The organism is Pseudomonas sp. KT_2_4 (genome assembly GCF_041410225.1).
Lineage (GTDB): Bacteria > Pseudomonadota > Gammaproteobacteria > Pseudomonadales > Pseudomonadaceae > Aquipseudomonas > Aquipseudomonas paracarnis.
Genome location: NZ_CP166962.1, coordinates 4,517,160 through 4,542,364 on the forward strand (window position 1 = coordinate 4,517,160; position 25,205 = coordinate 4,542,364).

Annotated in this window: 17 protein-coding genes and 1 pseudogene; 11 read left to right on the forward strand and 7 right to left on the reverse strand. The window is 61.8% G+C overall.

Annotated features, from left to right (window positions below; all coding sequences use genetic code 11):
* Positions 1-130: 130 nt before the first annotated feature.
* The 5 genes and pseudogenes from accC to AB9N64_RS20715 form a co-directional block, all read right to left on the reverse strand.
* A complete protein-coding gene (gene accC / locus AB9N64_RS20695; RefSeq protein ID WP_003188188.1) occupies positions 131-1,492 on the reverse strand; it encodes an acetyl-CoA carboxylase biotin carboxylase subunit in 1,362 nt (453 codons plus the stop codon).
* Positions 1,493-1,509: 17 nt separating this feature from the next.
* Complete coding sequence (gene accB, locus AB9N64_RS20700) at positions 1,510-1,974, reverse strand: acetyl-CoA carboxylase biotin carboxyl carrier protein (protein ID WP_014716731.1); 465 nt, start codon at positions 1,972-1,974, stop codon at positions 1,510-1,512.
* Positions 1,975-1,998: 24 nt separating this feature from the next.
* Entirely contained in the window at positions 1,999-2,454 is a 456-nt protein-coding gene (aroQ, locus tag AB9N64_RS20705) for a type II 3-dehydroquinate dehydratase (protein WP_014716732.1), read from the reverse strand.
* Positions 2,455-2,746: 292 nt separating this feature from the next.
* Positions 2,747-3,262, reverse strand: a pseudogene (locus tag AB9N64_RS20710) (methyl-accepting chemotaxis protein); the annotation flags it as partial.
* A 1,499-nt stretch (positions 3,263-4,761) separates the two neighbouring features.
* Positions 4,762-6,432: a PleD family two-component system response regulator gene (locus AB9N64_RS20715; protein ID WP_019818274.1), complete on the reverse strand. Its 1,671-nt coding sequence runs from the start codon at positions 6,430-6,432 to the stop codon at positions 4,762-4,764.
* A 298-nt stretch (positions 6,433-6,730) separates the two neighbouring features.
* On the opposite strand from AB9N64_RS20715, the gene AB9N64_RS20720 reads away from it, so the two are divergent.
* The 4 genes from AB9N64_RS20720 (at position 6,731) to speA (ending at position 10,947) form a co-directional block, all read left to right on the forward strand.
* Complete coding sequence (locus AB9N64_RS20720) at positions 6,731-7,798, forward strand: DUF2333 family protein (protein WP_003188197.1); 1,068 nt, start codon at positions 6,731-6,733, stop codon at positions 7,796-7,798.
* Between the two features lie 2 nt (positions 7,799-7,800).
* Positions 7,801-8,337: an NUDIX hydrolase gene (locus AB9N64_RS20725; protein WP_014716735.1), complete on the forward strand. Its 537-nt coding sequence runs from the start codon at positions 7,801-7,803 to the stop codon at positions 8,335-8,337.
* A 182-nt stretch (positions 8,338-8,519) separates the two neighbouring features.
* The gene (locus AB9N64_RS20730; protein ID WP_003188201.1) at positions 8,520-8,891 is read left to right on the forward strand and encodes a translation initiation factor Sui1; all 372 of its coding nucleotides are present in this window, start codon (positions 8,520-8,522) and stop codon (positions 8,889-8,891) included.
* A 142-nt stretch (positions 8,892-9,033) separates the two neighbouring features.
* The gene (speA, locus tag AB9N64_RS20735) at positions 9,034-10,947 is read left to right on the forward strand and encodes an arginine decarboxylase (RefSeq protein WP_003188203.1); all 1,914 of its coding nucleotides are present in this window, start codon (positions 9,034-9,036) and stop codon (positions 10,945-10,947) included.
* A gap of 112 nt (positions 10,948-11,059) precedes the next feature.
* On the opposite strand, the gene AB9N64_RS20740 is transcribed toward speA, so the two are convergent.
* Positions 11,060-12,403 carry an MATE family efflux transporter gene (locus tag AB9N64_RS20740; protein ID WP_038448719.1) on the reverse strand — a complete coding sequence of 448 codons (1,344 nt, stop codon included), beginning with the start codon at positions 12,401-12,403 and terminating at the stop codon, positions 11,060-11,062.
* Positions 12,404-12,710: 307 nt separating this feature from the next.
* On the opposite strand from AB9N64_RS20740, the gene AB9N64_RS20745 reads away from it, so the two are divergent.
* Positions 12,711-17,606 carry an alpha-2-macroglobulin gene (locus tag AB9N64_RS20745; protein WP_371359651.1) on the forward strand — a complete coding sequence of 1,632 codons (4,896 nt, stop codon included), beginning with the start codon at positions 12,711-12,713 and terminating at the stop codon, positions 17,604-17,606.
* Between the two features lie 69 nt (positions 17,607-17,675).
* Here AB9N64_RS20745 and AB9N64_RS20750 read toward each other — a convergent pair whose 3' ends face one another.
* Positions 17,676-17,969, reverse strand: a complete 294-nt coding sequence (locus tag AB9N64_RS20750) for a hypothetical protein (protein ID WP_003188208.1) — start codon at positions 17,967-17,969, stop codon at positions 17,676-17,678.
* A 245-nt stretch (positions 17,970-18,214) separates the two neighbouring features.
* On the opposite strand from AB9N64_RS20750, the gene pbpC reads away from it, so the two are divergent.
* The 6 genes from pbpC to AB9N64_RS20780 all read left to right on the forward strand — a co-directional run bounded on the left by pbpC (position 18,215) and on the right by AB9N64_RS20780 (position 25,088).
* Positions 18,215-20,506, forward strand: coding sequence for a peptidoglycan glycosyltransferase PbpC (gene pbpC / locus AB9N64_RS20755; protein WP_371360395.1), 2,292 nt, complete (start codon positions 18,215-18,217; stop codon positions 20,504-20,506).
* A 93-nt stretch (positions 20,507-20,599) separates the two neighbouring features.
* On the forward strand, positions 20,600-20,908 hold the full coding sequence (locus tag AB9N64_RS20760) for a MazG-like family protein (protein WP_003188211.1): 309 nt from the start codon (positions 20,600-20,602) through the stop codon (positions 20,906-20,908).
* A complete protein-coding gene (locus AB9N64_RS20765) occupies positions 20,901-21,650 on the forward strand; it encodes a methyltransferase (protein ID WP_014716739.1) in 750 nt (249 codons plus the stop codon). The genes AB9N64_RS20760 and AB9N64_RS20765 overlap by 8 nt, the downstream gene beginning before the upstream one ends.
* A gap of 23 nt (positions 21,651-21,673) precedes the next feature.
* Complete coding sequence (locus tag AB9N64_RS20770) at positions 21,674-22,276, forward strand: DUF4136 domain-containing protein (protein ID WP_014716740.1); 603 nt, start codon at positions 21,674-21,676, stop codon at positions 22,274-22,276.
* Between the two features lie 44 nt (positions 22,277-22,320).
* A complete protein-coding gene (locus AB9N64_RS20775) occupies positions 22,321-22,878 on the forward strand; it encodes a DUF4136 domain-containing protein (protein ID WP_014716741.1) in 558 nt (185 codons plus the stop codon).
* Positions 22,879-23,144: 266 nt separating this feature from the next.
* On the forward strand, positions 23,145-25,088 hold the full coding sequence (locus AB9N64_RS20780) for a pilus assembly protein TadG-related protein (RefSeq protein ID WP_371359652.1): 1,944 nt from the start codon (positions 23,145-23,147) through the stop codon (positions 25,086-25,088).
* Positions 25,089-25,205: the final 117 nt, after the last annotated feature.

Sequence of the window (25,205 nt, forward strand, 5' to 3'; positions counted from 1 at the left end):
AGTTTACGCGAGAGCAAGCCAGAAGACGACTGCGCCGACGATCGTTCCCACGCCGAGCGTGGGAACGATCAGGGGTCGGTGGCCCATAAACAACAAAACCGCCCGAAGGCGGCTTTGTTGGGTGGAGCACTTACTGGTTGGCCAGCTTGTGTTCCAGGTAGTGAATGTTCACACCACCTTCGCAGAAGCCTTCATCGCGAACCAGATCCCGATGCAGCGGGATGTTGGTCTTGATGCCGTCGACCACGATTTCGTCCAGGGCGTTGCGCATACGGGCCATGGCCTCGTCGCGAGTGGCGCCCCAGGTGATCAGCTTACCGATCAGCGAGTCGTAGTTGGACGGAACCTTGTAGCCGCTGTACAGGTGCGAATCCACACGTACGCCGTTGCCGCCGGGCGCGTGGAAATGCTTGACCAGGCCAGGGCTTGGGATAAAGGTTTTCGGGTCTTCGGCGTTGATGCGGCACTCCAGAGAGTGGCCGTGCATCTTCACGTCGTCCTGGGTGAACGACAGCACGTTACCGGCGGCGATGCTCAGCATCTCCTTGACGATGTCGATACCGGTGACCATCTCCGATACCGGGTGCTCTACCTGCACACGAGTGTTCATCTCGATGAAGTAGAAACGGCCGTTCTCGTAGAGGAACTCGAAGGTGCCGGCGCCACGGTAGTTGATATCGATGCAAGCCTTGACGCAGCGTGCCAGGACTTCCTGACGCGCCTTTTCATCCAGGCCCGGAGCCGGAGCTTCTTCCAGGACTTTCTGGTGGCGACGTTGCAGCGAGCAATCGCGGTCGCCCAGGTGGATAGCGTGGCCCTGGCCATCGGACAGTACCTGGACTTCCACGTGACGTGGGTTGGTCAGGTACTTCTCCAGGTAGACCATCGGGTTGCCGAACCAGGCGCCCGCTTCGGAGCGGGTCTGCTTGGCGGCTTCGATCAGGTCTTCTTCCTTGTGCACCACGCGCATGCCGCGACCACCACCGCCACCGGCGGCCTTGATGATCACCGGGTAGCCGACTTCGCGACCAATGCGCAGAGCGGTTTCCTCGTCTTCAGGCAGTGGGCCGTCGGAGCCTGGAACGGTGGGCACGCCGGCCGCGATCATGGCGTCCTTGGCCGAGACCTTGTCGCCCATCAGGCGAATGGTTTCGGCTTTCGGGCCGATGAAGGCAAACCCAGATTTTTCCACCTGTTCGGCGAAATCGGCGTTTTCCGCGAGGAAGCCGTAGCCGGGGTGGATGCCATCGGCGCCGGTCACTTCTGCCGCAGCGATGATGTTCGAGACTTTCAGGTACGAGTTCGTGGCCAGTGGCGGGCCGATGCAGATGCTTTCGTCCGCCAGCTTCACGTGCATCAATTCGGTATCGGCCGTCGAGTAAACAGCGACGGTCTTGATGCCCTCCTCCTTACAGGCGCGCAGGATACGCAGCGCGATCTCGCCGCGGTTGGCGATCAGGACTTTTTGCAGTTTCTTCGCAGGTTTCAACATCGAAGGCGCTCCGCGGTTCAAACGATGGTGAACAGCGGCTGGTCGTACTCAACCGGCTGACCGTTTTCTACCAGGATGGATTCGATGACGCCGGCTTTTTCCGCGGTGATGTGGTTCATCATTTTCATCGCTTCAACGATGCAGATGGTGTCACCCACTTTCACGGTTTTGCCCACTTCAACGAAGGCTGGCGAGGTCGGTGCCGGGGTGCGGTAGAACGTACCGACCATTGGCGACTTGACCACGAAGCCGTTCAGCGCAGGCGCGGCTGGGGCGGCAGGTGCAGTGGCGGCGGCAGGCGCGGCAGCCGGAGCTGCAGCGGCTGGAGCCGGTGCTTGCATCTGTGGCGCGTAGAACTGTTGGGCCGGGGTCTTGCTGTGACGGCTGATCCGTACGGACTCTTCGCCTTCCTTGATTTCCAGCTCGTCGATACCGGATTCTTCCAGCAGTTCGATCAGTTTCTTAACTTTACGGATATCCATGAATCATCAACTCCCAAGGGTCGGTCAGGGGCGTTTAGCCTGTTCTTCAATGTGTTCCAGGGCGGCCTCCAGGGCCAGTCGGTAACCGCTGGCGCCAAGGCCGCAGATCACTCCTACCGCTACGTCGGAGAAGTAAGAGTGATGGCGGAAAGCTTCGCGTTTGTGCACGTTCGATAAATGCACTTCGATGAATGGGATGCTCACCGCCAGCAGCGCGTCACGTAATGCAACGCTTGTATGCGTAAAAGCGGCGGGATTGATCAGAATAAAGTCCACGCCTTCGCCACGCGCGGCGTGGATGCGATCAATCAATTCATACTCGGCATTGCTTTGCAGGTAGAGCAAATGGTGGCCGGCTTCACGTGCCCGTCGTTCCAGGTCGAGGTTGATCTGATCGAGGGTTACTGCCCCGTAGACGCCCGGTTCGCGGGTGCCAAGCAGGTTCAGGTTGGGTCCGTGAAGAACCAGTAAGGTCGCCATTGGCTGTTCCTTGTTATTGGTGTGGGTGCGTCAGAACCCGGCGACTATGCCGCAAAGCCTTTGTGACTGTCCAGTTCTATGCAGTAGCCGGCACGATTAGCGAGGATTGCGCAAAATTTGTGACCAAGACCCTGCATCTGGTCAGTGTGGGAGCTGATCGTGCCCACGCTCCGCGTGGGCACGCATCCAGTGATGCTCTGCGTCACGGCTTTAAAGCGGGATGCGGAGCGTCTGGGGCGACATTCCCACGCGGAGCGTGGGAACGATCAGCCAGCTCCCACATTAGATCGGGTCAGACGCGGAAGGCTTGCACGGCGGTAGTCAGTTGCCCGCCCAGTACCAGCAGGTGCTCGCCCTGGCTACGGCCCTGGCCAATACGCAGCAAATTATCCTCACCCAATTGATGAATCCGCTCACTGTTGTCGCGTATCTCGCTCACGGCGCCACTCTGCTGCGCGGTCACATCGGCAATGCGTACGGCGGTATCCGAGATGGTCTGGATCGCGCCGACGATTTCATCCAGCGCGCCATCCGCCGCCTGGGCCTGCTGGGCGGTGGCTTCGGCGTGTTCGACCTGGGCGCGCATGCCTTCTACCGACTGGTGCGCGGCAGTTTGCAGGCCGGCGATCAGGCCCTGGATTTCGGCAGTGGCACCGGCGGTACGCTGGGCCAGGGAACGCACTTCGTCGGCTACCACGGCGAAACCACGTCCGGCCTCACCGGCGCGGGCGGCTTCGATGGCGGCGTTGAGCGCAAGCAGGTTGGTCTGGTCGGCAATCGAGCGAATCACCGTGAGCACGCCGCCGATGGTGGCGGACTCTTCGGCAAGTTTCTCGATCATCTGCGCGTTTTGCTGCACTTCGCCCACCAGCGCATGCAGCCCGGTGAGGCTCAGGCCGATCACACGCTGGCCTTGCTCCACGGCCTGGCCCGCACTGCGGCTGGCGCCGGCCGCCTGGCTGGCATCCCCGGCAACTTGCTGGATGGTGGCTTCCAACTCACCCAGGGAATCACGGATTTGCGCGGTGTCGCCGGCCTGGCGTTCGGCGCCGTCGTGCAGGCCGCTGCTCAGTTCGGCCAGGGCGCGGCTGCTGCCCGCCACTTCTTCGGCATTGCCGCGGATGGTGCTTACCAAATCGACCAGGTAGGCGCGCAGGCGGTTGAGGGAGGCCTCGATATCGTGCAGTTCACGGTTGGTCTTGCCCAGGGCAATCGGTTGGCTGAAGTCGCCTTCGGCCCAGGTCGACAAGGCGGGTGCCAGGTTGGTCAGTACGCGCGCCAGGCGGCGTTGCAGGGTGTCGATCAGCAATGCGATCAGCAGGATCAGGCCAATCATCACGCCCTGCATCACGCGTACTTCGCCCTGGATCCTGGCATGTTGCGCGCGCACCACGGGTTCCAGGCCGGCGATGGCTTGTTGCACGTTAGTGATTTTAAGGTGGGTGCTGGCGGCGAGATCGGCGCGTTGCTGGATCTGTTCACGGGTGCGCTGCAGCTCGGCGGGGTAGCGGGTCAGCAGGCTGTTGAGTTCGCGCTTGAGGTCGACGCCGGTGTCCTGAGCTTCGGTTTTTTCGGTGTTTTCCAGCCCCATCAGCGCGGAAAAATCATCGGTGTTGGATTCAGCGCTGGCCTTTATTCCCAATAGGGGCAGTTGCGCGAGCAGGTCGGCCTGGGTTCGCAGGTTAGTCACCTCCCGCTCGACATCCGCAGCCAACTCGGCGCGCCCGCTGCTGACCAGCTTGTCGCGGGCCAGGGACAGTTTGCCCAAATGTTGCGAGGCGGCGAGCAGCGGCGACATATAGCGCGCAGCCTCCGCGGAATTGACGCCGCTGGCGTACTGGCTCAGTTGTTCCAGGTTTGCGCCCAGTTCACGTTCGGCTTGCAGCAACAGCGCTTGCGGGTCGCCAGCCAATTTACCGGCGGCCAACAGGTCAGTCTTGCTGAAGGTCTCCAACTCCACGAGGCTGGGCCGCAGGCTTTGCGCCAATTCGGGCGGCAGTTCGCCCAGTTGCAGCTGCAGGCTTTCCAGGCTCTGGGTGGCACTGCTCAGGCGCAGGGCATCGCCGCTGGCCAAGTAGTCCTCGATGTTTCGGGCGGCCTGGTTTTGAAAGATCTGGGACAACCCCAGGTAGCGCTCCATCAACAAGTACGGGCGCTCCAGCGCCCGTTGCGACCACCACAGCGTCGCGCCGAGGGCCAGGCACACGGCCACCAGCAGAAGGGTATTGAGATTGGTCAGCAGCTTCAGGCGCATGCGGGGTTTCAACCGACGGCAAGAGATAAGCGCCTGAATTTATTGCGTTTGTATTACAGCGTTATGACCGAATCGGTGGATTCTGGTGAAAAGATGGCACTTTGCTTTGATGTGCGAGCGGCTTGCACGCGGTTGCGTCCGGCGTCCTTGGCGCGGTAGAGCGCTTCGTCAGCCTGAGCGGCCATCATCAGGCTGTCGGAATCGTCGCACAGCTCCACCAGGCCGGCGCTGAAGGTGCACCACAAATCCTGCGGTTGGGCGGGGTAGTGGATTTCTGCAAAGCGCCGGCGAATGTCGTCTAGCACCTTGCAGGCCGATTCCAGGTCGGTGTCGGGCATCACGATGGCGAACTCTTCACCGCCGTAGCGGCCGATGTAATCGGTCTTGCGCAAACGCTGCTTGAGAAACAGTGCCAGGCTCTTGATCACCCGGTCGCCCATGGGGTGGCCGTGGCTGTCATTGACGCGCTTGAAGTGGTCGATATCGAGCATGGCAAAGCTAAGAGGCTTGTTCTCGCGGCGGGCGCGGAAGCTGCAATCTTCGAGCAGTTGCAGGATATGCGTGTGGTTGTACAGCCCGGTGAGGCTGTCGCGCACCATCCGCGCCTTCAAGTTGCGCGCACGCGACGCCCGGTTGCGCACAGTGGTGATCAGGTGACGCGGTTTGATCGGTTTGGTGAGGAAATCGTCACCGCCCTCGCTCATCGCATCCAGTTGCTTATCCAGGTCGTCCTCAGCCGACAGGTAGATGATCGGCACGCTGACGTAGCGGTCGTTGTGGCGAATCACCTTGGCCAGTTCAGTGCCGGTACAGGCAGGCATATACATGTCGAGGATGATCAGGTCGGGCTGGAAATCCGCCAGCTCGGCCATGGCCTGGATCGGTTCGATCAAGGTGCGGGTGATAATCCCGGCACTGTTGAGCAGGCGTTCGGTGTGCAGCGCCTGGGCCCGCGAGTCGTCGATGATCAGCACTTTGTACGGTTCGTACTGGGCCGCGCAGGTCAGCACTTCGATCTTTTCCAGCAGGCTTGAGGCTTCCAGGGTGCCGGTCAGGAACTCTTCGCCACCGGCGCGCACGGCGGCCAGGCGCGTCGGGGTGTCGGTTTCGTGCAGGCTGAAAAACAACAGTGGCAGCTTGTGCTCCAGGCCCTCTTGGGCTTCTGCGGCGAGCTTCAGGCCCAGGCCTGTGCCGCAGAAGTCCACGTCCATCACGATCGCCGACGGCAAACGCTCGGCCATGGCCGCGCGAAAGGCGGCGACGCTGTCCAGGGCGTGGGCGCTCATCCCAAAGAATTCGAGCTGCTTGGCCAGGCGCTCGGCGCGGTCATGGTCGGCGAGCATCACATAGATCGGCTTGCGCATCGGCGGCAGGAAGGTTTGCTCAAGCTGGTCGCCCTGGCGCAGGCCGGTGCGGGACAGGCGTTGCATCAAGCGGTTGAGCTCGGTGATCAGTTGGCTGCTCAGGCGGCCACGGTTCTCGTCCACGGCTTGCAGGGACTCACTGATATGCCGTGCCAGTTGCGTGTGTTCGGGCTGTTCGAAGCGTTCGGCGAAGCGCTGCAGGCGCAGGTTGGCTTCGCTGAGTTCGGAAAAGTCGGCGTTCGACCACTCGCTGCGTTGCAGGCGCTGCCAGATCTCAAGAATTTGACGTGCCTGATGAATTACCCGCTGGGCAAAGTGCTGCTTGAGACGCTCGCGGCTGGGGTCTTCTGACTCGGTCATATCCTGACTACTGTGAGGGTGCATGCTGAGGTCGACTGATGGCTCTATGCTAGCACCTCTTTTCTGATAGATGAGTGTCATACGTCAATTAAGTCTGCGTGCCGAAGATTCAGTTATTGACCGGCTGGTCGCCCAGCGTAAAAGGTGTGCATCCTTTATAGTCCAAGCGGCCCGGTGCGCCACTTTCGTGTAAAAGCCCCGCACCGATGGGCACGATGGGGTAGGGTTGTGGTCGGAATGTCTGAACGCACCCGGACAATTGACGTGCATGAACTCAAGTGATTGAAAGGATATCGCCATGCTGGACTGGAAAAACCGCGAAGGCAGTGCCAAAGGCCCCGCCCCTGAGCCCAAGTCGGCCAACCGCAGCTATTTTCGCAACCTGCTGATGAGCCGGGCGTTGCTCAGCATCATCGGCTTGTACCTGCTGGTCACCGGTGGCCTGGGTTGGTACTGGAGCCAGGAGCCGGCGCTGTTTCCGGTGCAGCAAAACGCCCAGCTTGCCGCCGAGAAGGAAGGCAAGCAGATGGTGGTGGGTTACACCACCGTTGAAACACTCAAGACCGTGGTCGGCACCTTGCTGAACAAGCCAGGCGGCTACATCTCCAACGACCGTTTCCCTCCGGGCTTGTGGATGGACAATATGCCGAGCTGGGAGTACGGCGTACTGGTGCAGGTGCGTGACCTTACCCGCGCCCTGCGTAAAGACTTCGCCCGCTCCCAGTCGCAGTCGGCTGAAGACGCTGACTTGGCCAAGGCCGAGCCGCGCTTCAACTTCGATAACAAGAGCTGGGTGCTGCCTTCCAGTGAGTCGGAATATCAGGAAGGCATCAATTCCCTGAGCCGCTACGAAGCGCGCCTGTCTGACCCGAACCAGCGCGGCGCGCTGTTTTATGCGCGTGCCGACAACCTCAACAACTGGCTGGGTGATGTGGCCACCCGTTTGGGTTCGTTGTCCCAGCGTCTGTCCGCCAGCGTAGGCCGGGTCAAGTTGAACACTGCGCTGAAAACCGAGGCGCTGGCGCCGGGTGAAGTGCCGCAGGTTGATGAAGAAGTGGTGGAAACCCCATGGATGCAAATCGACAACGTGTTCTACGAAGCGCGCGGCCAGGCGTGGGCCCTGTCCCATCTGTTGCGAGCCATCGAAGTCGACTTTGCCGACGTACTGGCCAAGAAAAACGCCACCGTCAGCGTGCGCCAGATCATTCGTGAGCTGGAGGCCTCGCAGGAACCGGTATGGAGTCCTATGATTCTTAACGGCAGTGGCTTCGGCGTACTGGCGAACCATTCGCTGGTGATGGCCAACTACATTTCCCGGGCAAACGCTGCAGTGATCGACTTGCGTCAGCTCCTCAACCAGGGTTGATGATGGACGCTACTCAAAAGGAGGCCGCACACCGAGCGGCTTCCGATGCTGAACTGATCTGCTGGGTCGACGAGCAGGACCACCTGCTCGGCCACCTGGTCAGGTCCGACCTGCGCCAGCGCGGCTTGATTGGCCGCTGCACGTTTATCTTCCTGTTCAATTCCAAAGGCGAGTTGTGTGTGCACCGGCGCACGCTCAGCAAGGCGTTGTATCCAGGGTATTGGGATACGGCGGCGGGTGGGATGGTGGCCGAAGGTGAGAGTTATGCCGTTTCGGCAGCCCGCGAGCTGGAAGAGGAATTGGGCGTCAGCGGTGTGCCCTTGACCGAACATGACCATTTCTATTTTGAGGATGGCGACAGTCGGCTTTGGTGCAAATCCTACTCTGCCGTCTGGGACGGCCCCCTGCGCCTGCAGCCCGAGGAGGTCATGGAAGCGCGGTTTTTAAGCATCGAAATCATCCAGCAAGAGGCCGAACAAAAGCCCTACTGCCCGGACGCCCAGGAAGGCTTGCGGCGCTATCTGGCCTCGCGTCGCTAAAGTTGCAAAAAATGGCGCCATTTGGCTCTTAGCAAGTCGGCTTTTTGCCGTTACACTGCGCGCCTTTTCACCCGAACCACATTAGCGGTTCGGTAGCGCTGCCCCTGCCTGAGTGGGGCTTCGCGGTCGGTCACCGCCTTGTGCGGCGCCGATCAGTCTTCATCCTCCCAAGAGGATTGCCGGTGGCCAAAAAAGCCGCATCCTTCGCCGCCCTTGGTGGCCTGGTATTTTCCACCGATGCAGGTCGACACTGCCCGGACTGTCGTCAGCCCGTGGATTCGTGCACCTGCAAACAGACCCTGATCCCTGAAGGCGACGGTATTGCCCGCGTGCGTCGCGAGAGCAAAGGCCGTGGCGGCAAGACGGTGACCACCATCACCGGCGTGCCCCTGGCTGAAGAGGCCCTGAAGGAATTGGCCACTTCGCTGAAAAAGCGCTGTGGCACCGGTGGCGCGTTGAAAGACGGGGTTATCGAGATCCAGGGCGATCACGTCGAGTTGCTGTTGGCCGAGCTGATCAAGCTCGGGTACAAGGCCAAGAAGTCCGGCGGCTGAAAGCCTCTTCCCAACCTGTGGCTAAACTCTGTCCTGCCAGTGGGGTCTACTTCCCTTGCAGGCAAATCGTCATTTTCATTCTTTAGACTGCGCCAGCCTCCGCGAGAGGTGGCGCCTTCGCCTTCATTTATAGGGGACTTCGATGTCCGTACGACGCACACGCAAAGACGATGGCAGCCAATGGACAGTTGCGGACAGCCGCAGTGTTTACGGGATTCGCCATTGGGGGGCCGGGTATTTCGCGATCAATGAAGCCGGTCGCGTAGAAGTTCGTCCGAACGGCCCGAACAGCACGCCCGTCGACCTGTACGAGCAAGTCGATGAGCTGCGCAAAAGCGGCCTGTCGTTGCCGCTGTTGGTACGCTTCCCCGATATCCTGCAAGACCGCGTGCGCCAATTGACCGGTGCCTTCGATGCCAACATCGAACGCCTGGAATACCAGAGCAAGTACACCGCGCTGTACCCGATCAAGGTGAACCAGCAAGAAGCGGTGATCGAGAACATCATTGCCACCCAGAACGTCTCCATCGGCCTGGAAGCCGGCTCCAAGCCTGAGCTGCTGGCCGTGCTGGCCCTGGCGCCGAAGGGCGGCACCATCGTCTGCAACGGTTATAAAGACCGTGAGTTCATCCGCCTGGCGCTGATGGGCCAGAAGCTCGGCCACAACGTGTTCATCGTGATCGAGAAAGAGTCCGAGGTGGGGCTGGTGATCGAAGAGGCGGCGAGCCTCAAGGTCAAGCCGCAGGTGGGCCTGCGTGTGCGCCTGTCGTCCCTGGCATCGAGCAAGTGGGCGGACACCGGTGGCGAGAAATCCAAATTCGGCTTATCCGCAGCGCAGCTGCTGTCAGTGGTCGAGCGCTTCCGCGCGGCCGGCCTGGACCAGGGCATCCGCCTGCTGCACTTCCACATGGGCTCGCAGATCGCCAACCTGGCCGACTACCAGCACGGGTTCAAGGAAGCCATTCGTTACTACGGCGAACTGCGCAACCTCGGCCTGCCGGTGGACCACATCGACGTCGGTGGTGGCCTGGGCGTGGACTACGACGGTACCCACTCGCGCAACGCCAGTTCGATCAACTACGACATGGACGACTACGCCGGCGTGGTAGTGGGCATGCTCAAGGAATTCTGCGACGCGCAGAGCCTGCCGCATCCGAACATCTTCTCCGAAAGCGGCCGTTCCCTGACCGCTCACCACGCCATGCTGGTGGTACAGGTCACTGACGTCGAGAAGCACAACGACGAAATCCCGACCATTGAAAACAAGGAAAGCCTGCCCGAAACCGTGCAATGGCTGGTGGACCTGCTGGGCCCGACCGACATCGAGATGGTCACCGAAACCTACTGGCGCGCCACCCACTACATGAGCGATGTGGCGGCCCAGTACGCCGACGGCAAGCTGACCCTGGCCGAAAAAGCCCTGGCCGAACAGTGCTACTTCGCGGTGTGCCGTCGCCTGCACAACTCGTTGAAAGCCCGCCAGCGCTCGCACCGCCAGGTGCTGGACGAACTCAATGACAAGCTGGCCGACAAGTACATCTGCAACTTCTCGGTATTCCAGAGCTTGCCGGATACCTGGGCCATCGGCCAGGTCCTGCCTATTCTGCCGCTGCACCGCCTCGACGAAGAGCCGCTGCGCCGCGCCGTGCTGCAAGACCTGACCTGCGACTCCGACGGCAAGATCAAGCAATACGTCGACGAGCAAAGCATCGAAACCAGCCTGCCGGTGCACGGCTTGAACGAAGGCGAGGACTACCTGCTGGGGATCTTCCTGGTCGGCGCCTATCAGGAAATCCTGGGCGACATGCACAACCTGTTCGGTGACACCGACTCGGTGAACATCTACCAGCGTGAAGACGGTTCGGTGTACAGCGCCGGGATCGAGACCCACGACACCATCGAAGACATGCTGCGCTATGTGCACTTGTCGCCGGAGGAGTTGATGACTCATTACCGGGACAAGTGCGCCAGTGCGAAGATCTCGGCCTCGGAGCGCACCCAGTTCCTGGATGCGTTGCGCCTGGGCCTGACCCGTTCTTCGTACCTGTCCTCGTAATAAAAATGTGGGAGCGGGCTTGCCCGCGATGGCGGAGTGTCAGGCAACCGTTAGGGGGCTGACCCACCGCCATCGCAGGCAAGCCAGCTCCCACATTTGGGTCTGCGTTCCTTCAGTTCCCGCCCAGCCACAGCCCTTGCCGATTCAAGTGCCAGGCAATTGCCCACAGCGTCAGGCTGCGCACCGCCATGAACAGCAGGAAGGTGATCCACAATCCGTGGTTACCCATGCCCTGCAACGCCCAGGCAATCGGCAGTACCAGCAGCACCGTCAGCAACATCCCATTGCGCATCTCCCGCGCGCGCGTTGCGCCGATAAACAAGCCATCGAGCAAATAACTCCACACCGCAATCAACGGCAATACCGCAAGGTAGGGCAGGTAGATATCGGCGGTTTCGCGTACGCTGGGGATATCGGTTTGCATGGCGATAAATAGATGGCCGCCGAAGGTGAACAGCAGGGCGAAGCCGATGCTGGCGATCAGTGACCAACCGCAGGCCACGACTAATGAGCGACGCAACGCCTGCCGGTCACGGGCGCCGATGGCGTGGCCGCAGAGGGCTTCGACCGCGTGGGCCAAGCCATCCAATGCGTGAGCCGTCAGTAACAGGCCGTTAAGCAGCAGCGCATTGGCTGCCACGGTGGCATCGCCCAACCGTGCGCCTTGCACGGTGATCATGAAAAACACCGACTGCAACGCCAGGCTGCGGATGAAGATGTCGCGGTTGACCGCCAGCAACGGGCGCCAGCTTTGCCACAGTTTCAACGCGGCCCAGGCGATATGCCCCGGATAGGCGCGCAGGGCTTTTTGCGTGAGCGCCAGGCCGAGCAGGGCGCCGGTCCACTCTGCGATCACCGAGGCTCGGGCGGAGCCGACCACGCCCCAGTCCAGCCCAAGTACAAACCACAGGTTAAGCGCAATGTTGACCAGGTTGGTGGTCAGCAGAATCGCCAACGGCGCCCGCGCATTCTGAGTGCCGAGGAACCAGCCGACCAGCGCATAGCTGGCGAGGGCGGCTGGCAGACCGAACAGACGGGTGTGGAAAAACTCGCGGGTCAGTTGGTTCAGTTCTGGCGAAGGCTGCATCCATTCCAGGGCCAGATGGCTCAAGGGAATGCCCGCGGTGCCCAGCAGCATCGCCAGGCCCAGCGCCAGCAACAAGCCTTGCAACAGGATCTGCCGCAACGCCGCGCCATCGTTGCGCCCGGCGGCTTGGGCGGCGAAGCCGGTGGAGCCCATGCGCAGGAAGCCCATGGCCCAGGCGAGGAATGTATACAGGCTGGCTCCGACAGCCACGGCGCCCAGTTGATGGGCGTGGGGCAGGTGGCCGATGACCATGCTGTCCACCAGGGCCACCAAGGGCACCGAGATATTCGACAGGATCATCGGCGCGGCCAGGGCCCAGACGCGGCGGTGGGTAGGGCGGTGGCGCCAGTCGGACAATAAGGTGGACATGCAGTCTCCTTCGGGGGAGCGGCATTGTACCCGGCCATCAGTTGTACAGCAGGCCCAATGTGGGAGCTGGCTTGCCTGCGATGACGGACTCTTTGCCAACTCATCCGGTGACTGACCCACCGCTATCGCAGGCAAGCCAGCTCCCACATTTTGATCTTGATCGCCAATGGTTGTGGGATTTGGCTTGGCTTCATGCCCCACCAAGAACCAACCGCCCCTCCGTCGGTCAATGTGACCGGTGCCGCAGCGGCTTGGTCGGCGCTGATATATAGTTCACCCCTCGGTTCCCTCTGACTATGAGTGCCCCATGCTTAACAAAGGACTGTTCCTGGCCTGCGCGCTGGCCCTGCTGAGCGCTTGCGATTCTTCCGATAAACCCGCTGCACCGCCTGCGCCCACTGTGGCGGCAGCGCCGAAGCCGGTGAAAGCTGCGGTGGACGTGGCAGCGTTGAAGCAACGCTATGCCGGGCGCGAGCTGAGCGTGGTGGACGTGTCCGAGGTGCAGTTGGACGGGGCCAGCACCTTGTCGGTGAGCTTTTCCATTCCTCTGGATCCGGATCAGAAGTTCGCCGACAAGCTGCACCTGGTAGACAGCAAGTCCGGCAAGGTCGATGGCGCCTGGGAACTGTCCGATAACCTGATGGAATTGCGCCTGCGCCACCTTGAGCCGCAGCGCAAGCTGGTGCTGACCGTGGACGCCGGGGTGAAGGCAGTCAACGGCAACACCCTCGCCGCCGAATACAACGCCCGCCTGGAAACCCGCGACCTGCAAGCCACCGTCGGCTTCGCCAGCCGCGGCACCCTGTTGCCGACGCGCCTGGCCGAGGGCCTGCCGGTGATCGCGTTGAACGTCGACAAGATCGACGTGGAATTCTTCCGGATCAAACCCGAATCCCTGCCGTCATTCCTGGCGCAGTGGGGGCGTAATACCAGCCTGCAAAGCTATGAGTCCCGTGAACTGCTGCCAATGGCCGAGCTGGTCTACGGCGGGCGTTTCGACCTGAACCCGGCGCGCAATACCCGCGAAACCCTGCTGCTGCCGATTGCCGGCCTCAAGCAGTTGCAGCAGCCGGGCGTGTACCTGGCGGTGATGCGTGCTTCGGGCACCTATAACTATTCGCAACCGGCCACCCTGTTCACCTTGAGTGATATCGGTCTGTCGGTGCACCGCTATGCCAATCGCCTGGATGTGTTTACCCAGGCGTTGGAAGGCGGTAAGGCGCTCAACGGCGTCGAACTGGAAATCCTCGATGCCGAAGGCCGTGTGCTCGGACAGGGCAAGACCGAAGACGGTGGCCACGCCGAGTTGCCACTGCCGAAAAAAGCCCAGGTGTTACTGGCCAAGCAGGGCGAGCAAACCAGCCTGCTGCGCCTGGACAGCGCCGCGCTGGACCTCGCCGAGTTCGATATCGGCGGGCAGCCCTCTCACCCGTTGCAGTTCTTTGTGTTCGGCCCGCGTGACCTGTATCGCCCTGGCGAAACCGTGCTGCTCAACGCGCTGTTGCGTGACAAGGATGGCAGGGCGGTAAAGCCGCAACCGGTCAGCGTCGAAGTACGGCGCCCGGATGAACAGGTGAGCCGCAAGTTCGTGTGGGAGGCCGACGCGTCCGGCCTGTATCAATACCCGTTGCAACTGGCCGGCGAGGCGCCGACCGGTCGCTGGCAGTTGGTATTCGACCTCGGTGACGGCAAGCCGCAACTGTATGAATTTCTCGTCGAAGACTTCCTGCCCGAACGCCTGGCGCTGGAACTCAAGGGCAGTGACACGGCGTTGAGCCCGGCGGATAACCCGGTCATCCAGGTCAACGGTCGTTACCTCTACGGCGCGCCCGCATCCGGTAACCGCGTCAGTGGCCAGGTGTACGTGCGCCCACTGCGTGAGGCGGTCAAATCCCTGCCGGGCTACCAGTTCGGTTCCGTCACGGAAGAAGAGCTGAGCCAGGATTTCGAGCTGGACGAAAGCGTACTCGACGCCAATGGCGAGCAAGCGCTGACCCTGGAAAGCAAGTGGGCCGAGGCCAAATCGCCGTTGCAACTGATCGTGCAAGCCAGCCTGCAAGAGTCCGGCGGTCGGCCGATCACCCGGCGCCTGGTGCAGCCGATCTGGCCGGCCGAGCAGTTGCCGGGCCTGCGTGGCCTGTTTGATGGCAAGGAAACCAACGGCGATGGCCCGGTGGAATTCGAAGTGCTGGTGGCCAACCAGGACGGTCAGAAACTGGCCGCACAAGACCTCAAGGTGCGCCTGGTGCGTGAGCGCCGCGACTACTACTGGAACTACTCGGAGAATGACGGCTGGAGCTACCACTTCAACGAGAAATTCCTCAATCTCGATGAGCAGAGCCTGAACATCAAGGCTGGCGACACCGCCAAGGTCAGCTTCCAGGTGGAGTGGGGCCCTTACCGCGTGGAGGTCGAAGACCCGCAGACCGGGCTGGTCAGCAGCCTGCGTTTCTGGGCCGGCTACCAGGCCCAGGACAACACCGAAGGCGGTGCCGTGCGCCCCGACCAGGTCAAGCTGGCGTTGGACAAACCCGCCTATGGTGATGGCGACACCGCCAACGTCACCGTCACGCCACCGGCTGCCGGTAAAGGCTACCTGTTGGTGGAGTCTGCCGAAGGTCCGCTGTGGTGGCAGGAAATCGACGTGCCGGCCGAAGGCAAAAGCTTTGCGGTGAAGCTCGACCCGAAATGGTCGCGCCACGATCTGTATGTAAGCGCCCTGGTGATTCGTCCGGGCGAGCGCAAAGCCAACATCACGCCTAAACGCGCCGTGGGCTTGCTGCACCTGCCGCTGGATCGTACCCAGCGCAAACTCGGCCTGACCCTCACCGCGCCAGAAAAAATGCGCCCCAAACAACCGCTGACGGTGAAGATCGCCGCCAAAAACGCCGATGGCAGCGTGCCCCAACAGGTGCACGTACTGCTGGCGGCGGTGGATGTGGGCATCCTCAATATCACCGAATACCCAACGCCCGATCCGTACGCCAGCCTGTTTGGCCGCAAAGCCTATGGCGTCGACCAATTCGACATCTATGGGCAACTGATCGAAGCCGGTCAAGGGCGCCTGGCCAGCCTGGCATTTGGTGGCGACGCGGCATTGGCCAAAGGCGGCAAGCGCCCGGACACCAGCGTGACCATCGTTGCCCTGCAAAGCGCCCCGGTGACTCTGAACGACAAAGGCGAGGGTGAAGTCAGCGTCAATATTCCCGACTTCAACGGCGAACTGCGCCTGATGGCCCAAGCCTGGAGCGATGATCGCTACGGTATGGCCGAAGGCAAGACCGTGATCGCCGCCCCGCTGATTGCCGAGTTGTCGGCGCCGCGCTTCCTGGCAGGAGGCGACCAGACCACCCTGGCCCTGGACCTCTCCAACCTGTCGGGCAAGGCCCAGAAACTCGATGTGCAATTGACCGCGCAAGGTCAGCTGCAGTTGGTCAACAGTGGCGCGCAATCGGTTGAGCTCAAGCAAGGTCAGCGCACCACCCTGCGTATTCCGGTACAAGCCTGGGGCGGGCTCGGCCAGGGCAAGGTCACGGTCACCGTCAACGGCCTGGACTTGCCGGGTGAAAACCTGCCGCCGTTCAGCCGCGAATGGACCTTGGGCGTACGCCCGGCGTACCCGGCCTTGCTCAAGCATTACCGCGCAGTGCTCAAGGATCAGCCGTGGAGCTTGCCGTCGGGCGCACTGGATCAATTCGATGCATCGGGACGTGAGGCGTTGTTGAGCCTGTCGAGCCGGCCGCCGTTGAACCTGGGCGCGCAGATCAGTGCACTCAAGGCGTACCCCTACGGTTGCCTGGAGCAAACCGCCAGTGGCTTGTACCCGTCGCTGTACGCCGACGACGCGCTGCTCAAGCGCCTGAGTATCAAGGGCGAGCCGGATGCCGAGCGCAAGCGCAAGATCGAGTTGGGCATTGAGCGCCTGCTGGGCATGCAGCGCTACAACGGCAGCTTTGGTTTGTGGGGCGCCGATGGCGAGGAAGAATATTGGCTGACCGCCTATGTCACCGACTTCCTGCTGCGCGCCCGCGACCAGGGTTTTGCCGTACCCCCTGAAGCCTTGAAGAAGGCCAGCGAGCGCCTGTTGCGGTATGTGCAGGAACGTAATCTGATCGAGGTGGATTACAGCGACAACGCCGAACACACCCGGTTTGCCGTGCAGGCGTATGCCGGCATGGTGTTGGCGCGCAGTCAGCAGGCGCCATTGGGCGCGTTGCGCAGCCTGTTCGAACGGCGCAGCGACGCACGCTCCGGCTTACCGCTGGTGCAGTTGGCAATTGCCCTGCAGAAAATGGGTGACCAGCCCCGTGCGGATCAGGCGTTGTTGGCCGGCTTGGCGGCGCAGCGCAATGCCAATGAGTGGCTGGCCGACTACGGTAGCCCGCTGCGCGACCAGGCGATGATCCTGGCGTTGCTGGAGGAGAACGACTTGGCCAAGGGCCAGCGCGAGGAGCGGTTGTTCACCTTGTCGGATCAGTTGGCCGCCAGCCCGTACCTGTCGACCCAGGAGCGTAATTCACTGTTCCTGGCCGGGCGCCTCGGGTTCGCCAAGCCCCAAGCGAACTGGCAAGTGTCGCTCACCGGCAGCGGCGGTGTGCGTGAGTTGAACAACCAGCAATCGACGTTGGAGTTGGACGGTAAGTTGTTGTCCAGCGACCTGGCCTTGAGCAATCAGGGTGAAGCGCCGGTGTACCAGCAATTGACGGTCTCGGGTTATCCACACGTGCCGCCAGCGGCCGGTGGCAACAACCTGAGTATCCGCCGCGAATACCTGGGCATGAACGGCCAGCCGTTGAACCTGCGTAACCTCAACAGCGGTGATCTGGTGCTGGTGCACTTGGCGGTCAGCGCCAAGCAACGGGTGCCGGATGCCCTGGTGGTCGACCTGTTGCCTGCCGGCCTGGAACTGGAAAACCAGAACCTGGCCCAAAGCGCGGCGAGCCTGGAGAACGCCAGCAGCCAGGTGAAGGAGTGGCGTGAGTCGATGCAGAATGCCTCGCTCAAGCATCAGGAGTTCAGGGACGATCGCTATGTGGCCGCGATGAATCTGGATGGCTATGGCACCACGCACTTGCTGTACCTGGCGCGCGCGGTGACACCGGGAACCTACCGCGTGCCGCCGCCGCAGGTAGAGTCGATGTATCGGCCGAACTGGCAGGCGGTGGGCGAGACGCCGGTGGATATGGTGATCAAGGGCCGCTGAAAGACAATGGTTGAATCCCTGTAGGAGCGAGCAAGCTCGCTCCTACAGGGGGAATCGAGCGTTTGCCTGTCAGTGCACAACCCAACTCAGCAACCACAGCCCCAGCATCAGCCAGATGATCCCCACGATAATCGAGGCCCGCATAAAGGCGCGTACCGCCGAGTAGAGGAACAACAACCCGACAATCAGGGTAATGATGCTGATGATCGAGGTGTCCATGCCCAAGGTGCGTGACAGGCCGTCGATAAAGTTGCCGCCGGCGTGGGTCAAGGCCCCGAACAAACCGCTGAGCCCGTCGACGATAAAACGGATGACGGAACCGAGCGCCTGGCCCAACCATTCGAAAAAGCTTTCTACCTGCATGTGCGTGTCCTGATGAGAAGGTGGGCGTAACTGTGCCTTTGGTTGTCGATAACGCAGGCGAGTTCCCTGCAAGCATAGAGGTTTGCCCGTTTGAGTTTTAGTTTAATCACGTCCGAATGTACGCGGCCCAATGTGGGAGTTGGCTTGCCGGCGATAGCGGTGGGGCAGTTGTGGATAAGTTGACTGATCCTGCGCTATCGCAGGCAAGCCAGCTCCCACAGTTATTGCGCTGGGCTTTGGGTTGTGTGGTGTTGGTGGTTGCCCTGCTATGGCTGGCCGATCGTATCTGGCCCTTACCCCTACCCCAGGACGACCTGGCCCGGGTAGTGCTGGCCGAAGATGGCACACCACTGTGGCGATTTGCCGATGCCAATGGCGTATGGCGCTACCCGGTACACACCAGCGAAGTATCGCCTTATTACCTCGACGCGTTGCTCACCTATGAAGACCGTTGGTTCTACCAGCACCCCGGCGTAAACCCGTTGGCGCTGGTGCGTGCGACCTGGCAAAACCTGAGCGGCGCGCGGGTGGTGTCCGGCGGCAGCACTTTGTCGATGCAGGTTGCGCGCCTGCTCGACCCACATTCACGCACCCTGCACGGCAAGTTACGCCAGCTGTGGCGTACCGCGCAGCTGGAGTGGCACCTGTCCAAGGACGAAATCCTCAACCTGTACCTGAACCGCGCACCTTTCGGCGGCACGCTGCAGGGCGTGGCGGCGGCAAGCTGGGCGTACCTGGGCAAGTCACCGTCTCAGCTGACTCACGCCGAAGCCGCGTTGCTCGCGGTGTTGCCCCAGGCGCCAAGCCGTTTGCGCCCGGACCGTCATCCGCAGCGCGCCCAGGAGGCCCGCGACAAAGTGCTGCGCCGCCTGGCCGAGTTTCAGGTATGGCCGCAATCGGCGGTTGATGAAGCCCTGGAAGAACCCCTGCTGCTCGCCCCACGCCTGGAACCTAGCCTGGCGCCTCTGCTCGCACGCCGGCTGAACCGCCCCGACAGCCCGCCGCTGATTCGCACCACCCTGGATGCCACCCTGCAACGCCGTCTGGAAGACCTGTTGCTGGGCTGGCGCGCACGCCTGCCGGAACACACCTCGGCGGCCATCCTGGTGGTGGAAGAAGAAAGCATGGCGGTGCGCGCCTACCTGGGGTCGGTGGATATCAACGACACCAAGCGCTTTGGCCATGTGGACATGATCAGCGCACTGCGTTCGCCCGGTTCCACCTTGAAACCTTTTCTCTACGGGATGGCGTTGGACGACGGCCTGATTCACTCTGAATCCCTCTTGCAGGATGTGCCTCGACGCTATGGTGACTACCGCCCTGGCAACTTTTCCATGGGCTTTACCGGGGCAGTGCCGGCGAGCACGGCGTTGTCCAGCTCGTTGAACCTGCCGGCGGTGCAACTGCTGGAAGCCTACGGGCCCAAGCGCTTTGCCGCGCAGATGCGCATCGGTGGCATGCCGTTGGCGTTGCCGGCATTGGCCGAGCCGAACCTGGCGTTGATTCTCGGCGGTGCGGGCAGTCGCCTGGAGGACCTAGTGAGTGGCTACAGCGCCCTGGCCCGCGATGGCAAGAGCGCCACCCTGCGGTTGCAACCGGACGATGCGCTCAGGGAGCGGCCGTTGCTGTCGCCCGGCGCCGCGTGGATTGTGCGGCGCATCCTCAGCGGCCAGGCGCGGCCCGACCGCGACCCGCGTGCCGAGCTGGTCCAACGCCCGGTGCTGGCGTGGAAGACCGGTACCAGCTACGGCTTTCGCGATGCCTGGGCGATTGGCGTAGGCCCGCGTTACCTGATCGGCGTATGGATCGGCCGGCCCGATGGCACGCCGGTACCCGGGCAATTCGGCCTGGCGTCGGCAGCGCCGTTGATGCTGCAGGTGCACGACGTGCTGACCAACCGCGACAGCCAGCGCGGCATCAGTGCGCCGGTCAAACCGGTGCCTGCCAATATCGGCGTGGCGGCGATCTGTTGGCCGCTGGGCCAGCCCATGAGCCGCAGCGACCCCAACTGCCGCCGCCAGCGTTTTGCCTGGACCCTGGACAGCACCACGCCGCCGACCTTGCAGGCATTGGATCAACCCTTGAGTGTGGGCTTGATGGAAAGCATCTGGGTTAACACCAAAGGCTTGCGGGTCGATGCCCATTGTCCTGGCGCAACCTCCAAAAGCATTGCCCTATGGCCGGCACCGCTGGAGCCTTGGTTACCCAGGGTTGAACGCCGCGAAGCGCGCATCCCGGCGGCTGACCCGGACTGCCCGCCACCGGCGCTGGCCGCGTCATCGCCGTTGTCCATCGTAGGCGTACGCGAGGGCGATCAATTGCGTCTGCCCGCTGCCAGTCAGCAAGCCTTGCGCCTGAACATCTCCGCCCTGGGCGGCAGTGGCCGGCGTTGGTGGTTCCTCAATGGTGCGCCGTTGGGCGACAGCGCCAATCAGGACAGCATCAATGCCAGTTTTGAACGGCTGGGCCGTTATCAGCTCAGCGTATTGGATGAAGCCGGTCAAACCGCCAGGCTCGAATTCAGCGTTGTCGACTGATCGCTGATCGTTCCCACGCTCTGCGTGGGAACGCCGCCTGGGACGCTCCGCGTCCCGTCATGGGGTAAGCTATACCCATTCAGGAGCCCCCGCATGAACCTCGAACACCTCACCGAACGGCTGCACCGCATCCGCGATACCAATGACTGGAAACAGTTTCACAGCCCGAAAAACCTGGCCATGGCTGCCAGCGTGGAAATGGCCGAGCTGGTGGAAATCTTCCAATGGCTCACCGAAGACCAATCCCGCCAACTGCCCGCCGATAAACTCGCCCATGCGGGCCAGGAGGTCGGTGATATCGTCCTGTACCTGCTGCTGCTGTGCAGTGAACTGGGCCTGGATATGAACGAAGTGGTGCGCGCCAAACTGGCCGATAGCGAACGGCGGTTTGCCCATGAGTGATCGTCATTTCGACCAGTTGGCCACGCGCTTTGCCGAAAAAATCTACGGCGGCGCCAAGGGCGCGATTCGCCTTGCGGTGCTCCAGGCCGACCTGGTAGAAGCCTTGCCGCAACGCCCATTGCGCGTGCTGGATATCGGTGCAGGCCTGGGGCATATGTCGCTGTGGCTGGCCGAGCAGGGCCACGAGGTAACCCTGGCCGAACCCGCTGCGCCGATGCTTGAAGGGGCGCGTCAGCGCTTTGCTGACGCCGGCCAGACCGCGACCTTTATTCATGCACCGTGGCAGGACTTGCTCGGCCAACTCACCGAGCCTTACGATCTGGTGCTGTGCCATGCCGTGCTGGAGTGGTTGGCCGAGCCCCACGCCATCCTGCCGGTGCTGCACCAACTGACGCTGCCGGGGGGCTGGTTGTCCCTGGCCTTCTACAACCGTGATGCGTTGATCTACCGCAACCTGCTCAAAGGCCACTTCCGCAAAATGCGCAAGAACGACATGGCCGGCGAAAAGCAGAGCCTGACGCCGCAACAACCCCTGGACCCACGGGAGTTGGCGACGCAACTCGAAGGGCTGTGGCAGGTCGAAAGCCAAAGTGGCGTGCGGGTGTTCCACGACTATATGCCGGTGGAATTCCAGGCGCGCGCCAACCTGCAGGACTTGTTGGAGATGGAGCTCGCTCACCGTCGTCACCCAAGCTTTGCCGGGCTTGGGCGATATTTGCACTGGATCTGCCGCCCGGTTTAAGCGGCCCAGCGTGGGAGGTCGACATGCGTCGTCTCGGTTTAATCCTGTTGTCTTTAGGTCTTGGGGCTTGTTCGAGCCCCAACCCTTACGTCGCCAGTTCGGCACCGATGCCGCCGGCGCCCGCCCAGGCAGCCACTACCTTTGATGCCAGCGCTTACCCCGCGCCGGTACGCGACTATGGCGCCTACCGCAGTTGGGGCTGGCTCAACGGCCAGTTGCCGGCGGGTACGGCCTGGGCCGATTCGGCGCAGATTGCCGAGGCGGTCAGCAGCGCTCTCGACCAGCGTGGCTTGCGTCCCTTGCATGACAAGCGTGCGCCCGACCTGCTGGTGAGCGCTGATGTACGCCTGGAAAAACGCCTGCGCCAGGTCCAGGATGATTACGGGTATGGCTACGGTGGCTACAACCGTTATGGCAATGGTTATGGCATGTACAACAGCGTGCCTGTGGTGCGTACCTATGAAGTGACAGTGGCCGTGGCGCGTATCAGCCTGTTCGATGCGCGCACCCGCCAGCCGGTGTGGAGCACCAGCGCCGAAACCACCAGCCAGGGCAGCCTGAGCGAACGCGCCGATAGCTTGCGCAAGGCGATGCAGAAGGCAATGGCCGCCTATCCGCCCAGTTAGCAGCTATTCTCATTACAGGCCCACGTTGTTTTTTGGAGAACACCATGCTTCGTCGCATCGCTGCACTCGCTGTTGTCATGTTGCTGGGCGGTTGCCAGAGCAACCAGGTCAACCATGATTTCGACGCCAGCCGAGACTTCGGCGCCTATCGCAATTGGGCCTGGAAAGACCCGGCGTTGCAGTACCGTCCCGATGACCCGCGAATCAAGAGCGACCTCACCGAGCAACGCATCCGCCAGGCCGTGGGCGAACAGCTGGATCAGCGCGGTTTGCGTCCTGCGGCGGCGGGTACCAAGGCAGACCTGAATGTGCAGGCCTATTTGATTGTCGAAGACCGCCAGCAGCAAGTCACCACCAACTATGGCGGTGCCTGGGGCGGCCCGTGGAATGGTTATTGGGGCGCGCCGATGTACAACGAAACGCGCAATATCACCTACAAAGTGGCGACCATCCAGATCGACCTGCTCGACGGCAAGGACGGCAAACTGGTGTGGCGCGGCAGCGACGAACAAATGATGGCCAGCACGCCAAACCCCGAGGATCGCAACAAGGCCATCCGCAGCACTGTGACCAAGATCCTCTCCAACTACCCGCCGCGCTGATCACCCCCTCTCACCCCTGTGGGAGCTGGCTCGCGAAAGCGGTGTGTCAGTCACTGCTTCAGTTACTGCACTACCGCTTTCGCAGGCAAGCCAGCTCCCACATTTGATCTTCAGTGTTTTGAGCATAGCGTTCGCTTAGCTGAGTTGTATTAGGGGGCCGACATTCAGGGCATCTCCGCCAGTCGCCAATGTGGCGAGTTGCCAGCAACCTGTCGAAGCCTTGTCTACACTCCAGTGCAACGGAGAGTTAGCGCAGGAGTGCTTCGATGTCTCCCCGATTCGGTTCCAGACAGCGTGGTGCAATAGGCTTGATGGCGGCAGGCACCTTGGCCTTGGCTCTGGTGTTCACGTTGCTGGCGGTCGACAGCGGGCGCTTGTATCTGGAAAAGCGCAAGCTGCAATCCGTCGCCGACACCTCGGCGTTGGAAGCCGCTGGTCTGGGTGGCCAGTGCGGTACCAACACCACCGCGAACGCCTATGCCACGCAAAATGCGGCGCGCAACGGTTTTGTGGTCGGTAATGGCAGCACCCTGGCGGTGACATGCGGCACCCTGGCGACCAACGCCCTCAACACCCGTGTGTTCAGCGCCGATGCCACCAAGAGTGACGCAATCCGCGTGGTGGCCTCGCGCACCGTCCTGACCAGCATCGCCAATGGCCTGTGGAACCTGTTCAGCGGCGCGCCGATCAACCCGCAGATCAACTTGAGCGCCACCGCCGTCGCGGCGACACCGCCGCCCGTGGCGCAGTTGTCGATCCGCAGCAGCCTGGCCAGCGTCGATTCAGGCAAATCCCCGCTGCTCAACCTGGTGATCGGCAACCTGCTCGGCGGCAACCTTTCGCTCACGGCGGCGGGTTGGAACGGCTTGCTGCAGACCAACGTCAACCTGCTCAGTTACCTCGACCAACTAGCGATCAACCTGAACGTGAAGGCCGGTGACTACGATGCCTTGCTCAGTACCGCGGTCTCGGCGACTCAACTGATCGACGCTGCTGTGAAGGTCTTGCAGAAAAACGGCGCGGCGGCCACGGCGGTCATCAATGACGTGATTTCGATTCAAGCCATTGCACCTAACAGCAAGCTGTTAACGGTGGGAGACCTGGTCGACATCGCCACCGGCACGCCGACAGCGGCGCTGAACAGCAACGTGCAATTGTTTCAACTGCTGGAAGCGGTAGCGCAGTTGTCCAGTAGCAAGAATGCGGTGAGTGCGGCGGCGCAGGTCGCGATTCCGCTAGTGGGCAATGTGTCGATCCAGACCAAGGTCATCGAACCGCCGCAGCTGTCGGCCATTGGCAATCCAGCGTTGGCGAAGAAGGGCTTATTGAATACCCCACCGACCGATCAGATTTTTGTACGCACTGCGCAAGTGCGTACGTTGGTGACTGTACAGGCGCCGATCATCAAGGCGGTTTCTGGCGTGGCGTCCATATTGACAGGCCTGGGCACGCCGGTGTCCCAGGTGGTCAAGGGCTTGTTGAATCTCAACCTGCCGGCGGTGGTTGGCGGTGTGTTGTGCCTGGTGGCCTGCAATGTGGCTGACGTCGATGTCACAACATCGCTAGGCATTTACATCGAAGCCGGCAGTGCGCAAACCAATGTCACGGATTTCAATTGCGACTCGCCGGCCTCCAAATCCTTGACGGTGAAAACCACTACTTCCCTGGCTACCTTGGCCGTCGGTACGGTGGATCCGGTGGCGGCTTTTTCTTCCTCGGCAGCAGTCAATGTGCAGCCGGTCAGGCTGATTGATTTTGGCGAGCGCTACTGTGTGGTCCTGACGCTGCTGTGCAGCCCCAACCGTACACCCAATGTGGGTGGCGGTTTGCTGTTGAAAGCCAACTCCACCATTGCCGCGCAGACCAGCACGATGGTGTTTGCGCCGGTGGCCGAGATGAATGCGCCGCCCACCTACAAGTTCGCGCCGGGTACCGCCAATATCGTCGGCAGCCTGGCGGCGACCCTTAATGGCTTGCAGGTGACTTACGCACCGCCTAGCGGCACTGTCTCCAATGGTGCGTTGGCTGGGGTCGCCGGGTTGTTGGCGACTATCACTACGGCGGTGGTGGGGCTGATCCAGAATGTGTTGTCGCCGATTCTCGACCCCATCGTTAATACCTTGCTGAGTGCCTTGGGCATCAACCTGGGCAATGCCGAAGTCGGTGCCAACCTTACTTGCCATATGGGTCGGGCTTATCTGGTGATTTAGCTGACCTTTCGAGTTCCAAATGTGGGAGCTGGCTTGCCTGCGATGGCGGCCCGCCAGCCGACACTTCTCTAGCTGACACCCTAAGATCCAACTGTGGGAGCGGGCTTGCTCGCGAAG

Coding starts and splice junctions, on each gene's coding strand:
- accC (WP_003188188.1), bottom strand. CDS start 1,492: ATGTTGAAACCTGCGAAGAAACTGCAAAAAGTCCTGATCGCCAACCGC.
- accB (WP_014716731.1), bottom strand. CDS start 1,974: ATGGATATCCGTAAAGTTAAGAAACTGATCGAACTGCTGGAAGAATCC.
- aroQ (WP_014716732.1), bottom strand. CDS start 2,454: ATGGCGACCTTACTGGTTCTTCACGGACCCAACCTGAACCTGCTTGGC.
- AB9N64_RS20715 (WP_019818274.1), bottom strand. CDS start 6,432: ATGACCGAGTCAGAAGACCCCAGCCGCGAGCGTCTCAAGCAGCACTTT.
- AB9N64_RS20720 (WP_003188197.1), top strand. CDS start 6,731: ATGCTGGACTGGAAAAACCGCGAAGGCAGTGCCAAAGGCCCCGCCCCT.
- AB9N64_RS20725 (WP_014716735.1), top strand. CDS start 7,801: ATGGACGCTACTCAAAAGGAGGCCGCACACCGAGCGGCTTCCGATGCT.
- speA (WP_003188203.1), top strand. CDS start 9,034: ATGTCCGTACGACGCACACGCAAAGACGATGGCAGCCAATGGACAGTT.
- AB9N64_RS20740 (WP_038448719.1), bottom strand. CDS start 12,403: ATGTCCACCTTATTGTCCGACTGGCGCCACCGCCCTACCCACCGCCGC.
- AB9N64_RS20745 (WP_371359651.1), top strand. CDS start 12,711: ATGCTTAACAAAGGACTGTTCCTGGCCTGCGCGCTGGCCCTGCTGAGC.
- AB9N64_RS20750 (WP_003188208.1), bottom strand. CDS start 17,969: ATGCAGGTAGAAAGCTTTTTCGAATGGTTGGGCCAGGCGCTCGGTTCC.
- AB9N64_RS20760 (WP_003188211.1), top strand. CDS start 20,600: ATGAACCTCGAACACCTCACCGAACGGCTGCACCGCATCCGCGATACC.
- AB9N64_RS20765 (WP_014716739.1), top strand. CDS start 20,901: ATGAGTGATCGTCATTTCGACCAGTTGGCCACGCGCTTTGCCGAAAAA.
- AB9N64_RS20770 (WP_014716740.1), top strand. CDS start 21,674: ATGCGTCGTCTCGGTTTAATCCTGTTGTCTTTAGGTCTTGGGGCTTGT.
- AB9N64_RS20775 (WP_014716741.1), top strand. CDS start 22,321: ATGCTTCGTCGCATCGCTGCACTCGCTGTTGTCATGTTGCTGGGCGGT.
- AB9N64_RS20780 (WP_371359652.1), top strand. CDS start 23,145: ATGTCTCCCCGATTCGGTTCCAGACAGCGTGGTGCAATAGGCTTGATG.